12 protein-coding genes are annotated in these 13,796 nt (G+C 69.7%); 7 read left to right on the forward strand and 5 right to left on the reverse strand.

The window, feature by feature from the left end; translation table 11 throughout:
- The first annotated feature begins 5 nt into the window (after positions 1-5).
- Positions 6-905 (forward strand): DMP19 family protein, encoded by a 900-nt coding sequence (locus AC1DBD_RS00370; protein WP_476909226.1) that lies wholly within the window; start codon positions 6-8, stop codon positions 903-905.
- Here the strand turns inward: AC1DBD_RS00370 and AC1DBD_RS00375 are convergent.
- Positions 902-1,468, reverse strand: coding sequence for a COG4315 family predicted lipoprotein (locus AC1DBD_RS00375; RefSeq protein ID WP_476909227.1), 567 nt, complete (start codon positions 1,466-1,468; stop codon positions 902-904). The genes AC1DBD_RS00370 and AC1DBD_RS00375 overlap by 4 nt on opposite strands.
- Positions 1,469-1,621: 153 nt before the next feature.
- Here AC1DBD_RS00375 and AC1DBD_RS00380 point away from each other — a divergent pair, with 153 nt between their 5' ends.
- Both AC1DBD_RS00380 and AC1DBD_RS00385 read left to right on the forward strand, forming a co-directional pair.
- Positions 1,622-2,122 (forward strand): sigma-70 family RNA polymerase sigma factor, encoded by a 501-nt coding sequence (locus tag AC1DBD_RS00380; protein WP_476981164.1) that lies wholly within the window; start codon positions 1,622-1,624, stop codon positions 2,120-2,122.
- On the forward strand, positions 2,119-2,793 hold the full coding sequence (locus tag AC1DBD_RS00385) for an anti-sigma factor family protein (RefSeq protein WP_476981165.1): 675 nt from the start codon (positions 2,119-2,121) through the stop codon (positions 2,791-2,793). The genes AC1DBD_RS00380 and AC1DBD_RS00385 overlap by 4 nt, the downstream gene beginning before the upstream one ends.
- An 8-nt stretch (positions 2,794-2,801) precedes the next feature.
- Here AC1DBD_RS00385 and AC1DBD_RS00390 read toward each other — a convergent pair whose 3' ends face one another.
- Positions 2,802-3,620, reverse strand: a complete 819-nt coding sequence (locus AC1DBD_RS00390) for a DUF1206 domain-containing protein (RefSeq protein WP_441417822.1) — start codon at positions 3,618-3,620, stop codon at positions 2,802-2,804.
- Between the two features lie 152 nt (positions 3,621-3,772).
- Positions 3,773-4,696: a tRNA (guanosine(46)-N7)-methyltransferase TrmB gene (trmB, locus tag AC1DBD_RS00395; protein WP_441416614.1), complete on the reverse strand. Its 924-nt coding sequence runs from the start codon at positions 4,694-4,696 to the stop codon at positions 3,773-3,775.
- A 163-nt stretch (positions 4,697-4,859) separates the two neighbouring features.
- On the opposite strand from trmB, the gene AC1DBD_RS00400 reads away from it, so the two are divergent.
- Entirely contained in the window at positions 4,860-6,140 is a 1,281-nt protein-coding gene (locus AC1DBD_RS00400) for an MFS transporter (RefSeq protein WP_476892279.1), read from the forward strand.
- A gap of 25 nt (positions 6,141-6,165) precedes the next feature.
- Here AC1DBD_RS00400 and AC1DBD_RS00405 read toward each other — a convergent pair whose 3' ends face one another.
- Positions 6,166-7,455, reverse strand: coding sequence for an MFS transporter (locus tag AC1DBD_RS00405; RefSeq protein ID WP_476891911.1), 1,290 nt, complete (start codon positions 7,453-7,455; stop codon positions 6,166-6,168).
- A 24-nt stretch (positions 7,456-7,479) separates the two neighbouring features.
- Positions 7,480-8,742: a M20 metallopeptidase family protein gene (locus AC1DBD_RS00410; protein ID WP_441416616.1), complete on the reverse strand. Its 1,263-nt coding sequence runs from the start codon at positions 8,740-8,742 to the stop codon at positions 7,480-7,482.
- Between the two features lie 130 nt (positions 8,743-8,872).
- On the opposite strand from AC1DBD_RS00410, the gene AC1DBD_RS00415 reads away from it, so the two are divergent.
- From AC1DBD_RS00415 to AC1DBD_RS00425, 3 genes are all read left to right on the forward strand, one after another.
- Positions 8,873-9,907: an Lrp/AsnC family transcriptional regulator gene (locus tag AC1DBD_RS00415; RefSeq protein ID WP_476981166.1), complete on the forward strand. Its 1,035-nt coding sequence runs from the start codon at positions 8,873-8,875 to the stop codon at positions 9,905-9,907.
- A gap of 93 nt (positions 9,908-10,000) precedes the next feature.
- Positions 10,001-11,407 (forward strand): MFS transporter, encoded by a 1,407-nt coding sequence (locus AC1DBD_RS00420; protein WP_441416618.1) that lies wholly within the window; start codon positions 10,001-10,003, stop codon positions 11,405-11,407.
- A gap of 409 nt (positions 11,408-11,816) precedes the next feature.
- Positions 11,817-13,724 carry a DEAD/DEAH box helicase gene (locus AC1DBD_RS00425; protein WP_476981167.1) on the forward strand — a complete coding sequence of 636 codons (1,908 nt, stop codon included), beginning with the start codon at positions 11,817-11,819 and terminating at the stop codon, positions 13,722-13,724.
- The last annotated feature ends 72 nt before the right edge of the window (positions 13,725-13,796 follow it).

Below are 13,796 nucleotides of genomic sequence, written 5' to 3' on the forward strand. Positions count from 1 at the left end.
TCCCCATGAGCACCAGCCTGACCCAGAGCCCGACCGCCACCAGCCATGCCCCGGTGCTGACCAGGGAGAGCCTCAACGGCGGCAACGTGGACATCGTGGACAACAACGTCGACGTCGTCAACGCCATGTACGCGGAACTGCTGGATGCCGAGGAAATCGCGGCCAACGCCTTGCGCAGCTATTACGTGGACTTCTATCTGACGCAGTCGCTCGGCGGCGGCTTCGCCCAGTACGTCTTCACCGTGCCGGAGCGCGAGGAGATCGACGAGTACGTCCGCGAAGGGCTGGCCGGCATGGGCGCCGCCGCGCACCTGGACCTGTTCAACCGCAGCGTGGCTGCCTATGACTCGCTCTCGGAGGAGGAAGCGGAGGCCTATCTCGACGGCGACGCCGAGCTGGGTGGTGAAGACGGCGGTGCGGCGGCGGTACCCGAGGCGGTCCAGCTCCTGGAGCAGCTCGACGACGAATTCGAGCCGCTGCTGGAAACCGAGGACATTGTCGCGCTCAATGCCGCCTGGCTCCGCGGCCAGCCGGACCTGCTGGTCCTGGACGAGGACGAACTCGACCGGCACATCCACGAGCGGGTGTCCCGGATCCCGAACCTGTCGGAGCGTCAGGCAGCAGCGGCCGAGGAGGAACTCAGCAGCGCGCCGGAGTTTGAGCTGATCATCCGGGAGCTCTGCGAGGTGGCCGGACACACCTTGCTCAAGATCACCATGGGCGACCCGAACCATGACCACAACGGCGAACGCGTCCTGGCCTGGCACTTCACCACGGACCAGGGCGAGTTCCTCATGCTGGAGGACGACGAGGAGGCGTACATGATCCACCCGGAGACCCGGGAGATCGTGGCCGCCGTCGAGTTCGAGGACGAGTCCGACGACGGCCTCGCGTCCGGGGCCTAGTAGCCGCCGCCAGCGGCGGAAGTGATCATTTCACCGGCTGGGTTGACGAGGTACCAAACGTTCCCGACGCCCTGGCCGGTGGTGTCACCGGGCGCCCGGTCCTTGGCATAGTAGTACAAGGGCATCCCGTTAATGGTCAGTTGCTTCTTGCCGTCCGGCGTGGGGATGGTGCCCACCTTGCCGGTGACGCCTTCCGCCGCCGGTGCGTCGGAGCCGGCAAGCACCGGCGGCCAGGCGGCGATGCAGGAACCGGTGCAGGCACTCGTGCCGGAGTCCTTGGTGTCCTTGGTGAAGAGGTAGACGCTCATGCCCTTGGCGTCCACGACCACCTGCCCGGCGCTGGTCGCGGCAGTCTTAAGCTCAGCGGCCGACGCCGGGGCGCTGGACCCGGAGGTGCCGGTCGCCGAAGTTGCCGGCGCCGGGGAGGCAGCCGCTGTGGTGGCGGAGGCCGCCGTTGTGCCGGCAGCCGGCGCCGGCGTCGTGGTCCCGCTGCCCCCAGCGCAGCCGGAAACGACGACGGCAAGAGCGAGGGCAGACAGGGTGGCGCCGAAGTGCTTTGTCATTGTTGGCTCCTAGGCTAGGTGCCGGCCATCTCGCTGTCCGGCTAGCTGTTACGACGGCGGCGGGTGAAGAATGGTTCAAGGGTGTTCCGTTGAACTTTCGGGCCGGCGTGTACGTCCTAGTGGGGCAGAGGGACCAAGCCCGGGAGGTGCCGCATGCCGCTGGATGAAGACGTGGTGGCCGCGATCTATCGCGAGCACGGAACGGCGCTGCGGCGGTTCGTCCTGGGCGCGTGCCACGACCCGCAGCTGGCGGACGACGTCGTGCAGGAAACGGTGCTGCGCGTCTGGCAGCAGGCGCCGCAGATCACCGGCAGCCTGCGCAGCTATCTATTCCGGACCGCCCGCAACATCATGATCGACAACTACCGCAAGGCCCAGCGCCGGCCGCGGGAGGCCGCCGAGCGTGAGGTCGCCGACCCTGCGGGCGCCGCGGAACGCGTCGATGAGCTGCTCAACCGGGTCCTGATGGAGGAGGCGTTGCTGCGCCTCAATGCGGAGCACCGCGACGTCCTGGTCGCCCTCCACTACCGCCGCTTCACCGTCCAGGAAGCCGCCGCGCACCTGAACATTCCAGCCGGCACGGTGAAGTCCCGGGCCTTTTACGCGGTGCGGGCCCTGCGGACGATCCTCGACGAAATGGGGGTGCAGCAGTGAACGGAACCGAACTCCACCAGGTGCTTGGCGCGTATCTGCTCGGCGGCCTGGAACCCGGTGAGGCTGAGGCTTTCGAACGGCATCTGGCCGATTGCCGGGACTGCCGCACGGCCCTCGACGAACTCGCCAGCCTCCCGGCGCTGCTCGACGCCGTCCCCGTGCCCGACGCCGTCGCGCTCACCACACTCACGCGGCCCGCCCCGGCCGCCGAGGCTGCACCGGCGTCCGTCCCTCGGGGGCTGCTGGCCGCGCTCGCGGCCCGCCGGCGGAAGGCGCGACGGCTGTGGTCGGCGGCGCTGGCGGCGGTTGCCGCGGCCTGTCTGGCGGTAGGTTTCCTGGCCGGGCCGCTGCTGGCACAGCAGCCCCAGCCGGACGCCAGTTATTCCGTGGCGGCCGGCAACGGGCCGCAGTTCACCGTCGGCCTCGTGAAGAAAACGTGGGGCACCGAGTTGGCAGTCGATGGCAGGAGCATGCCAGTGGACGGCACCCTCTCGCTCTGGGTGAAGGGCCGCGACGGCGGCGAGGACCGGGCGTGCGCCTGGACGGCCACCCCCAGCGGCAAGGTGCGCATCACCGGGGCCACGCCGCTGCAGCTGGCCAGCATCGCCAGCATCGAGATGCGTAACGGCCAGCAGCAGACCGTCGCGGTCATCACCGTGGCGCCGCGGTAGGGAAGCCCCTACATCCGGGCGAGCCGGGCCCGGACGGCCAGGAAGATGCCGTAGCAGATCAGGCCCGCGCCGACGGCGGCGAGCATGTACATCCCGAGCGGCTGCTCGCGCAGGGCCTTCAGGCCGCCGTCGAGCCCGGTTGATTCCGCCGGGTTCGCCTTCACGGTGGCGATGACTATCAGCAGCCCGGTCAACAGCAGGGCCACACCCTTGGCGGCATAGCCGGCGACACCGGCGACGGTCACCGCGGTGCGGGTGTGCTCGTTGGCGGGCAGGCGCAGGTACTTGAGGAACGATTTCCGGAAGCCACGGATGGCGTAGACGACGCCGGTGACCGCGATGGCGGCGCCGATGACGATCAGCAGCAGCACGCCGGCCGGGGCTTTCATGAGCTGGACCGTGAGGTCGCTGGTGGAGCGGCGGTGGTCTGCGTGGGCCCCGAGGGCCACGGACGCCAGCGTGAGCCCGAACCCGGCATAGACCACGGCCTGGAGGGCGGCCTTGAGCTTCTTGCCGACCTTGTCCTTGGTGGGCAGGCGGTTGAAGTCGAACACCGCGTCGCTGGTCTGCCAGATGGCCAGGGCGACGCAGGCCGCGAAGGCGCTCCACAGCAGCGCCGGTCCAGCCGGCTGCTTGGCGAGTTCCTCAACGGCGCCGCTGACATCAGCCTGCCCCTGCCCGCCCATCGCGAGCCGGATCGCGACAAGCCCGATCAGGAAGTGCAGGACGCCGGAAACGGCGAACCCTGCCCGTGCCGCGTACTCGAGCGGCTTGGAGTTGGTGACGTCCTCGGCGACTTCCGCGGCGTCCTTAAGTTCTTTTTTGATGATCGGTCCTTCGCGTCTTCTGGCTCGGCTGGCGCCTTCGTGCCGCCGCTAGCCATGCATCTTCGGTAATCGTGCCACGGGAACCTGCTGCGCAACAGCACTGGTGCCACGCCGGCCGCTGTCCCGGCACCGGGACCGGGCGGGTGCGTGTGTCAGCGGCGCCGGTAGCAGAGGTCGAAGATCAGCCGGCCCGCTTCGTGGGCTTTGTTCTCGAAGCTCGTCAGGATCCGGCCCTCGAACCGAGGCGCCCAGCCGCCGGTCTCGTCGACGCCTTCGTTGGGCCCGGTGTGTTCGGTGCTGACCGGCGCGCGGCCCTCCTTGACCGGGGCCCCGCCCACAACGGACTCCACCCCGGACTCCCAGACCTGCGTGAGCGGGCTGTCAGCGCCGCTGCGCTCGCCCTCGTGCAGGTTCTCGAAGTCGGCGGAGCCGGCCAGGACCTCGCGTACGTGCACGGCGTAGTTGGACCAGTCGGTCGCGATCCGCCAGATACCGCCGGGCTTGAGCGCCCGGGCCGCGAGCTCGGCGAAGGCCGGCTGGATAAGGCGCCGCTTGTGGTGCCGCGACTTGTGCCAGGGGTCGGGAAAGAAGACCCAGAGCTCGGTGACCGAGCCCGCCGGGAGCATGGTGGCAAGCACCTCGGGGGCGTTGGCCTCCACCACCCGGACGTTGCTCAGCCCGCGGCTGTTGATCTTGATGAGGGTGTTGGCCAGGCCCGGGGTGTAGACCTCCACGGCCAGGAAGTCCTTGTCCGGGTTCTCCTCGGCCGCGTGGCAGACGGCGTCGCCCAGCCCCGAGCCGATCTCGACAATCAAGGGAGCCGTCCGGCCGAACTCGGCCTCGGCGTCGAACACGTAAGCGGGGTGCACGGACGTGTTGGCGATGTGCCGGGGGACCTCCACCGCCCACCGGTCCGAGTGCTCTTCCCACGCGGCCTGGCGGCGTCCCTGTAGGCGGGTGCCGCGGCGTACGAAGCTGACCGGCCGGCCGCCGTAGGTGCCGAACGATGCCTGGCTGCCGGGAGTAACCGGGCGGGGAGGCTGCGGCGTCTGGGGGGATTCTGGGGATTCGCTCATCACTCCCAGAATAGTGGAGTTCGCGCAGGCCCGACGGACCGGGGAACCACCATACGGCCACGCGGAGGACGGTCCGGGCGTCCATGCGTCGCTCCGCCATTCTTTCGAAGCGGCGCCCCGCGCCTGCCAGAATGGGTCGGTGACGACACCTGGAAACGCACCCGTGCCCGCCCGCACCGCTGCCGGCGGCCACCCGCACCAGCGGCTGGATCCCCTGGTGGACGCGGAGATAGACGACGTTCCCGCCGCGGAGCCCACCCTACTCGGCAGCCGCCGCGCATTGGCCTATTTGGGCGTGTGCCTGGTGCTGATCGGACTGAACCTGCGCACCGTCTTCTCCAGTTTCGCCGCGGTCCTTCCGGAAGTGACGGCCGACGTCGGCCTGCCCGGCTGGGCCGTCGTCGCGCTGACCACGGCGCCGGTGACCCTGCTTGGTGTGTTCGCCCCGCTCGCGCCGCGGCTGGCCCGCCGGTTCGGGGCCGAACGGGTGCTGCTTGGAGCCATGGCCGTGCTGACCGCAGGCCTGCTGCTGCGCCCCCTGGACGTACCCGGCCTGGGCCACCTGCCTGCGCTCCTGGCCGGCACGGCGGCCTGCGGCGCTGCCATCTCGCTCTGCAATGTCCTGCTTCCGGGCCTCGTGAAGCGCGACTTCCCGCACCGGCTCGGCCTGATGGGCGGGCTCTACACCACCGCGATCTGCGCGTCCGCGGCCCTCGGCGCCGGCTTCACCTACCCGCTGTTCAGCGCGAGCGGCCAGTGGACGGCGGCGCTGTGGTTCTGGGCGCTGCCGGCCGGCGTCGTACTCCTGCTGTTCCTGCCGCTGGCGGCGGCCCAGCGCCACGGGCGGCACCAGATCGCGGCCAGCGGGATCAACGTGTGGCGCTCGGCGGTCGCCTGGCAGGTGACCGGGTTCATGGTGCTCCAGGCCATGATGTCCTTCAGCGTTTTCGCCTGGCTGGCGCCGATCCTGCGCGAGCGCGGGGTCGACGGCGGTACGGCCGGCCTGATCGTGTCCGCCTCGATCGTGCTGCAGATGCTCGGATCCCTGTTTGCCCCCGCCCTCGCCGCCCGGCTCCGGGACCAGCGCGCCATCAACACGGTGGTGGCGCTGATGACCGGCGGCGGCTTCGCCCTGAGCATCTTCGGCCCCCTGGACCTGGTCTGGGTGTGGACCGGGCTGCTGGGGTTGGGACAGGGCAGCCTCACCGCGGTGGCCCTGACCATGATCATGCTCCGCACCCGCGACGGCCACACCGCCGCCCACCTGTCCGGCATGATGCAGGGGGTGGGCTACGGCGTCGGCTCGGCCGGAACCCTGCTGGTCGGACAGTTGCACCAGGCCACCGGATCCTTCGCCGCGGCGGGCGTGCTCTTCCTGGTGGTCGGCTCGCTGGCCGCCGTGTTCGGGTACCGGGCCGGCAAGGATCGTTTCGTCGGCGACTGACGCAGGCCGGCCCTGGTGCGCCACCTCAGAGGGTGAGGTCCTTGCCCTTCGTTTCCGGGATGGTGAAGACGAAGACGGCGGAGATGGCGAGCAGCAGCACGGCGTAGACGTTGAACAGCTGCGGCATCTGCAGGCTGGTTCCGAGCCACTGCTGCAGGTAGGGCGCGGTGCCGCCGAACAGCGCCACACAGATCGAGTAGGGAACGCCGACGCCGACAGTGCGGATGCTCGTGGGGAACAGTTCGGCGTAGACGGCCGGAACGATCGCAGCGCTGGCGGCGATGAAGACCAGCATCACGGACATGCTGACGGCCAGCTGCCAGGCGGAGTCCTTGAGCAGCGCGGTCATCGGGAAGTGCATGATGCCTGCGCCGATCGCCCCGGCCCACAGGACCTTCTTGCGGCCGATCCGGTCTGAGAGCTTGCCCCAGAAGGGCAGTGCCGCGATGAAGACGATGTTGCCGATCACGCCGGCCCACAGGGCTTCGCCGCGGTCAATCTTCAGGGCCGTGGTGGCGTAGCTGGGGGCGACAACACCCCAGATGTAGTAGATCACCGTCAAGCCGACCGTTAATCCGATCACCTGCAGGGCCTGCTTGCGGTGGCGGACGATCTGCGGCCAGATCGGAGCGTGCTTCTCCGCCGAGGCTTCGCCGGCAAAGACGTCCGTTTCGTGCAGCCGGGACCGCATGATCAGCGCGTAGAGGCCCATGGCTGCGCCGACCAGGAACGGGATGCGCCAGCCCCACGCGTTCATCACTTCGGTGCTGAGGACCATGTTCAGCACGGCGCCCAGCAGGGTTCCGAACAGGATTCCCACCGTGCCGGAGGTGTAGATCAGGGTGGCCCAGAAGCCGCGGTGTTCCCTCGGCGCCATCTCGGACAGGTACGTCTGCGACGACGGCAGCTCGCCGCCGTGGGCCAGCCCCTGGACCAGGCGCGCCACCAGGAGCATGAGCGAGGCCCACGCGCCGACCGCAGCGAAGGTCGGCGCGATGCCGATCATCAGGCTGCCCACCGAGGCGAGCCCCACGGCCAGGGTCATCGAAGCCTTGCGGCCGATCCGGTCACCGATCCAGCCGAACAGGAAGCCGCCGAAGGGCCGCGCCACGAAGCCGACGGCGAAAATCGCCAGCGTCGACAGCACCGCCGAGGCGGGATCGGCCTTGCTGAAGAGCTGGCTGGCGATGAATGGCGTGAACGTGGCGTAGATGGCCCAGTCGTACCATTCGACGGCGTTGCCGATGCCGGTGCCGATGATTGTCTTGCGGGTGGAGGTCCGGGTTGCCGTCGGCATGGACGCGGTTGCTGTCATGGTCTTCTCCCTCAGGGGATGGGGCTAGGAAAGGGTTGAGCCGGCGGCCGTGGCCGCGGCGGGGGCGTTGGCTGCCGCAAGTGCGGCAAGCCGGGAAATGGCGAGCTCCGCGTAGAGCGCGGCACCGTCGGCCAGCACACCGTCGTCGAACGTCGCGTACGGGGAGTGGTTGAACGCGGCGGTGGCGTGGTCGGCGTCGCGGGGGACGGCGCTCAGCCCGATGAAGGTGCCGGGGACCTCGGCGAGGACCCTCGAGAAGTCCTCGGAGCCGCTCAGCGGGGTGGCCCAGCGGGCGAGCCGGGAGTCGCCGAACAGGCCCTCGATGACGGTTTCCGCGGTGCGCGTCTCGTCCTCGTCGGTGATGGTGAGGGGGTATTCCTGCTGGTAGTCGACGTCGACGTCGAGGCCGTGCGCCGCGGCGATGCCCTTCAGCAGGCGCGGCACGGTGTCCATCATTTTCTGCCGGGACTGCTCGGAGAAGGTCCTGATGGTGGCCTCGATGCGCGCGGTTTCCGGGATGATGTTGCGCTTGGTGCCGGCCTGGAGCACCCCCACGGACAAGACAACGGGGTCGAACATGTTGAACTGGCGGGTGACCATGACCTGGAGGGCGGTGACCATTTCGGCGGCGGCCGTGACCGGATCCTTGGCTGAATGCGGGGCCGAACCGTGGCCGCCGGCGCCGAGCACGGTGACCATCAGTCCGTCGGAGGAGCTGAGCATGACGCCCGGCTTGGTGCAGAAGGTGCCGTGCGGTTCCAGCGCGGAGAACACGTGCATGCCGTAGGCAGCGTCCACGCGCCGGCCGGCGGCATCGAGCACGCCCTCGCGGATCATGTGGCCGGCGCCGTCGAAGCCCTCCTCGCCGGGCTGGAACATCAGCACGACGTCGCCAGCCAGCCGGTGCCGCCGCTCGGCCAGGAGCGTTGCGGCGCCGGTGAGCATGGCGGTGTGAAGGTCGTGGCCGCAGGCGTGCATGGCGCCGTCGACCCTGGACGTGAAGTCCACGCCGGTTTTCTCCTGCACCGGCAGGCCGTCCATGTCCGCGCGCAGGAGTACCGCCGGTCGGGTATCCACGCCGTTCCCGGCCGCCTGGCCGCGCAGAACCGCGGTGATGGACGTCGTGTCCGTGCCGAGGGTGACCTCGTAGCCGAGCCCGTCGAGTGCCTGGAGCACCTTCTCCTGGGTGCGGGGCAGGGTCAGTCCGATCTCGGGCTCCTGGTGCAGCTCGTGGCGGAACCGGGCAAGGTCAGCCTGCATTTCCCGGGCGTCTGCGGTGATCGGCACGTGGTCTCCTTTGTGGTGGGTTCGGCTTTCTCGTCTATTCTGAAGTGACGTGGTTCACAGGCGGTCAAAGGGCTGGAAATATGCAGGAACTGATCTGCATCACAGTTTTTGTGCATGAGTGAAGGAGTGAATGGTGGAACTCAGCGAGGACGACCTCGCCCTGATCAACGTCCTGCAGATCGCGCCGCGCTTGAGCTGGGCGGATGCCGCGGAGGTGCTGGGCGTCCACGCCACCACCCTGGCCGCCCGCTGGGAACGGCTGCGGGCTTCGGGCGTCTCCTGGATTACCGCCCACCTGATCGGCGACCCCCATCAGATGTGCCTGGCGTTCGTTGCCGTGGACTGCGAAATGCACCGGCGCGCTGAAGTCACGGCCAGGCTCGCCAGGATGCCGGAAATCATCACGGTCGAGGAGGCGGCCAGCAACCGGGACCTGATGCTGACCGTTATCACGCCCTCCCTGGACGAGTTCAGCACGAGAGTGATCCAACGGCTGAAGGAGATTGACGGCTTGCTCAAATATCAGACCGCGCTGTGCACCAGGCTGCACGCAAGCGGCGGGTCCTGGCGGCTCAACGTGCTCAGCCGCGCACAGCAGGCCGCCGTGAAGGCAATGGCCGGCCCCGAGGCCACCGGCGTCGCCCCGACTGCCGCCAGGGAGAGCCTGCCGGCCAGCCACCTGGCGCTCCTGCCGTTCCTGGCCAAGGACGGCCGGGCGACGGCGGCGGAGATCGCGCGCGGACTGGGCAGGCACCCGGCCACCGTGCAGCGGCAGCTGAATCGGGTGCTCGCGAGCGGGATCCTGTCTTTCCGCTGCGAGGTCGCCCAGAGGTTTTCGGCTTTCCCCGTCACTTGCCAGTGGTTCGTCAACGTCCCGGCCGGCCGGCACGAGGCGGCGGCCGCCGAGCTGAAGGCGATGCGGAATGTGCGGCTCAGCGCTTCCACCACAGGTCCCACAAACTTCGTGATCATCATGTGGCTGCAGTCCCTGGCGGATGTCATGGGCATCGAGTTGGAGCTTCAGGAGAAGGTGCCCGGGATCGAGCTGGTCGAAAGCGTCGTCATGCTCAGCACGGTCAAACGGGTGGGCTGGATGCTGAATCCGGATTCCAGGGCGAGCGGCGCCGTGGTGGTTTCGGCCCAGGGGCTCGACGCGCCCGGGTGAGCATTTCGGTGATGGCCGGGGACCGTCCGGCGGGCTGGGCGCTCCGTCCCGGCTGGGGCACCCGCCCGGCACCCCTCTAGTAGGCTGTGGCACGTGCCTCAAATAGACCCTCCCGTACCGGGCACTGATACCGCCCCGGATACCGGCGGCATCTTCCACCGCAGCTACCTGCTGGTGACCCTGGGCGCCCTGGCCCTCGTCTTCCTGGCGGCCTTTGAATCGCTGGCGGTAACCACCATCATGCCGCTGGTCAGCCGCGAACTGGATGGCGCCAGCCTTTACGCCCTCGCATTCGCCGGGCCGCTGGCGACCGGCGTCATCGGGATGGTGGCCGCCGGGAACTGGTCGGACCGGCGCGGCCCGGTGGGCCCGCTCTATGCTTCCGTGGCGCTGTTCGTCCTGGGCCTGCTGATCGCCGGATCGGCCGGGACCATGGCCATGCTCCTGGCCGGAAGGCTGGTCCAGGGGCTCGGCGGCGGCGCGGTGACGGTGGCCCTCTACGTGGTGGTGGCCCGCGTCTATCCGCCCGTGCTGCACCCCAAGATCTTCGCCGCCTTCGCCGCGGCCTGGGTCATTCCTTCGCTGGTGGGCCCCTTCGCCGCCGGGCTGGTCGCCCAGTTGGCCAGCTGGCACTGGGTCTTCCTCGGTGTGGTGGGGCTGGTGGTGCCGGCCCTGCTGATGATCGTCCCGGCCCTGCGCGGACTCTCCGGCGGCGCCGAGGACGGCGCGGCGTCGCCCAGACCGTGGGACTACGGCCGGCTGGCCTGGGCCGGCCTCGCGGCGCTCGCCGTGCTGGGGCTGAACCTGTCCGTGGAGCTGCCGGCGGCCGGCTGGGTGCTGGCGGCGGCCGCCGTCGTCGTCGCGCTGGTGGCCGTCCGCCCCCTGGTGCCCAGCGGGACGCTGACGGCCCGCCGCGGCCTGCCCGCCGTCATCCTCGCCCGCGGGCTCGCGTCCGCGGCGTTCTTCGGCGCCGAGGTGTACCTGCCCTACCTGCTGGTGGAGCGCTATGTCTTCTCGCCCACCTTCGCCGGCCTGACCCTCACCGGCGGAGCGCTCGCCTGGGCCGCGGCCTCCGCGATCCAGGGCCGGCTCGGGGCCAGGCTGGACCACCGCCGCGCGATCAGGATCGGCTCGGCGCTGGTCCTCGGCGCCGTGCTGCTGGCGCTGGCGACCACGCTCCTGGCGTGGCCGGCCGCCGTCGCGATCACCGGCTGGATCTTCGCCGGCGGCGGGATGGGGCTGATGTATCCGCGGCTGAGTGTGATGACCCTGGCGCTGTCCACGAAGGACACCGAGGGCTTCAACAGCTCGGCAATGTCCATCTCCGACTCCCTCGGCGGCGCCCTGGCGCTGGCCGCGACGGGGATCGTCTTCGCGGCGTTCACGACGGCGGCCGGCACCGGCGTCGCGCCCTTCGCGGGGGTCTTCGCGCTTACTGCGGCGATCGGCGTGGCGGGCGTGGCGGTCGCTCCCCGGGTGTCCGGATCCGGGCGAGCCTAGGCGCCGCAGGCCCGCCCAACTGACTCGCAATAGTTGTCGTTATGAGCGCGCAAAACGACAACTATTGCGAGCTGGTTGGGAGGCCCTGAAAACGGGAGGGCACGCGCAGATGCTAGACTGGAGGAACTTGATGTGCAGTGATGCCCACTTTGGATTCGGTTTGGTCAGCCTCGGTTCACCGGCCGGATCCCCTGCAGGATTCCTCCGGACTCCAAATGCAGGCCGTGGGCTTTATTCATGTGAGAGGCACATCCTGCGTCGATGAACGCGTTCTATTTGGTCCCGGCGGCCTGCAAAACTTTGCAAGCGGCCCGGTTGATCACCTGACTTTTCTTCGGCGAACCCCTGGGCCAACCGGCACCGGGGGCCGATATCCGCTTGGATACCGCCTGAAAGACCTTTGAAACACATGACTACTTTTGCTGCCCTCGGCACGCCCAAGGCCCTCGCCGACACCCTCACCGCCCAGGGGATCGTTGAACCGTTCCCCATCCAGGTCAAGACGCTCCCGGACACCCTGGCCGGACGCGACGTCCTGGGCCGCGGCCGTACCGGCTCCGGCAAGACCATCGCCTTCGCCATTCCGCTGGTGGCACGGCTCGCCGAGCGGGAAGCCGCGCACTTCCGCAAGCCCGGCCGCCCGATGGGCCTGGTCCTGGCGCCCACCCGCGAGCTGGCCACCCAGATCAACGCGACCATCGAGCCGATGGCCAAGGCCATGGGCCTGACCACTACCGTCATTTTCGGCGGCATCTCCCAGGCCCGCCAGGAAAAGGCGCTGCGCTCCGGCGTCGACATTGTCATCGCCTGCCCGGGCCGCCTGGAGGACCTGATCCGCCAGCGCATCCTGACCCTCGAAGCCGTCGAGATCACCGTCCTGGACGAGGCAGACCACATGGCCGACCTCGGCTTCCTCCCGGTGGTCAAGAAGCTCATGGACATGACCCCCAGCCAGGGCCAGCGGTTGCTCTTCTCCGCCACCTTGGACAACGGCGTGGACAAGATCGTGCAGCGCTACCTCTCCAATCCGCTGACCCACGCCGTGGACGAATCACAGGCTGCGGTCACCACCATGGAGCACCACGTCCTGGTCGTCAACGACCAGACCGTCAAGAAGCAGCTGATCGTCGAGCTCGCCTCGGGCGCCGGCCGCCGGGTGCTCTTCATGCGCACCAAGCACCATGCCCGCAAGCTGGCGAAGACCCTGACCGACGCCGGCATCCCCGCGGTCGATCTGCACGGCAACCTCTCGCAGAACGCCCGTGACCGCAACCTCGCCGAGTTCTCCTCCGGCGACGTCCGCGTGCTGGTGGCCACCGACGTCGCCGCCCGCGGCGTCCATGTCGACGACGTCGAGCTGGTCATCCACGTGGATCCGCCCACGGAGCACAAGGCGTACCTGCACCGCTCGGGCCGTACCGCCCGCGCCGGTTCCGACGGCACCGTGGTCACGCTGACCCTGCCGGAGCAGCAGTCCGACGTCAAGAAGCTGATGAAGGCTGCCGGCGTCGAGGTCAACTTCGAGCGCGTCACCGCCAACTCCCCGCTGGTTGCCGAGCTGGTCGGCGAGATGGCCGATAAGATCGATCCGCGCACCCGCGCCGCGCTGCTGGCCACCAAGGCCAAGCAGCAGGGCGGCGGCACCTCCACCGGTGCCAACGCCGAGCGCAAGCGCGCCCGCCGCACCACCCAGGCTGCACCCACCGCGGGTGGCCGTGGCGGCCGTGGCGGACGAGGACGCGTCGGAGCCGAGGCTCCCCGTACCGATCTTCCCCGTGCCGAGCGCCGCGCCGTGGCCTACGAAGGCCAGGCCGCTGCCCGAAACGCCGCAGAGCGCGTCGCGGAAAAGAACCAGGACCGGGCCGACGCCGAGCGCGCCGAGCGTCGCAACGCCCGGGGCCGTGGCCGCACCACGGCCTACGCGCACCACAACGATGTTCCCGCAGCCGGCGGCCGCGCCTCGGCTGGCCGTGGCTCGGACGGTCGCGCTGCGGAGGGTCGTAGCGACTCCCGCGGCGGTTCCGCACCCCGCACCGGTTCGGCACCGCGCACCGGCGGGGCACCCCGCGCCGGTGCAGGCCGTACCGGCGCCTCGGCCGGCGGCCAGCGCGGCGGACGTCCCGCAACCGGCCAGCGTGCCGCGGCAGGCACCAAGTCCGGCGGCTCCGCAGCGGTTTGGTCCTCCAACACCGGCGGCACCTCCGGCGGATCCTACGCAGGCGGCGGCAACGGCCGCTCCGGCGAAGGCCGTCCGGCCCGCAGCGGCGGACCCCGCCGCGCGTCGGCCCCGGCGTCGAACGAACGCCGCAGCCGCTAAGGTCGCTTGTGCGCCAGATAAAGTAGCTGATGACGCGCAAAATGCCGGTCGCTACGGGAATTCCCGCAGCGA

This window comes from Arthrobacter sp. 10T419 (genome assembly GCF_056394105.1).

Bases quoted from the DNA above. Each gene is read 5' to 3' on its own strand.
- trmB (WP_441416614.1), bottom strand. From the start codon at position 4,696: ATGAGCGAATCCCCAGAATCCCCCCAGACGCCGCAGCCTCCCCGCCCG.
- AC1DBD_RS00405 (WP_476891911.1), bottom strand. From the start codon at position 7,455: ATGACAGCAACCGCGTCCATGCCGACGGCAACCCGGACCTCCACCCGC.
- AC1DBD_RS00425 (WP_476981167.1), top strand. From the start codon at position 11,817: ATGACTACTTTTGCTGCCCTCGGCACGCCCAAGGCCCTCGCCGACACC.
- AC1DBD_RS00375 (WP_476909227.1), bottom strand. From the start codon at position 1,468: ATGACAAAGCACTTCGGCGCCACCCTGTCTGCCCTCGCTCTTGCCGTC.
- AC1DBD_RS00415 (WP_476981166.1), top strand. From the start codon at position 8,873: ATGGTGGAACTCAGCGAGGACGACCTCGCCCTGATCAACGTCCTGCAG.
- AC1DBD_RS00380 (WP_476981164.1), top strand. From the start codon at position 1,622: ATGCCGCTGGATGAAGACGTGGTGGCCGCGATCTATCGCGAGCACGGA.
- AC1DBD_RS00370 (WP_476909226.1), top strand. From the start codon at position 6: ATGAGCACCAGCCTGACCCAGAGCCCGACCGCCACCAGCCATGCCCCG.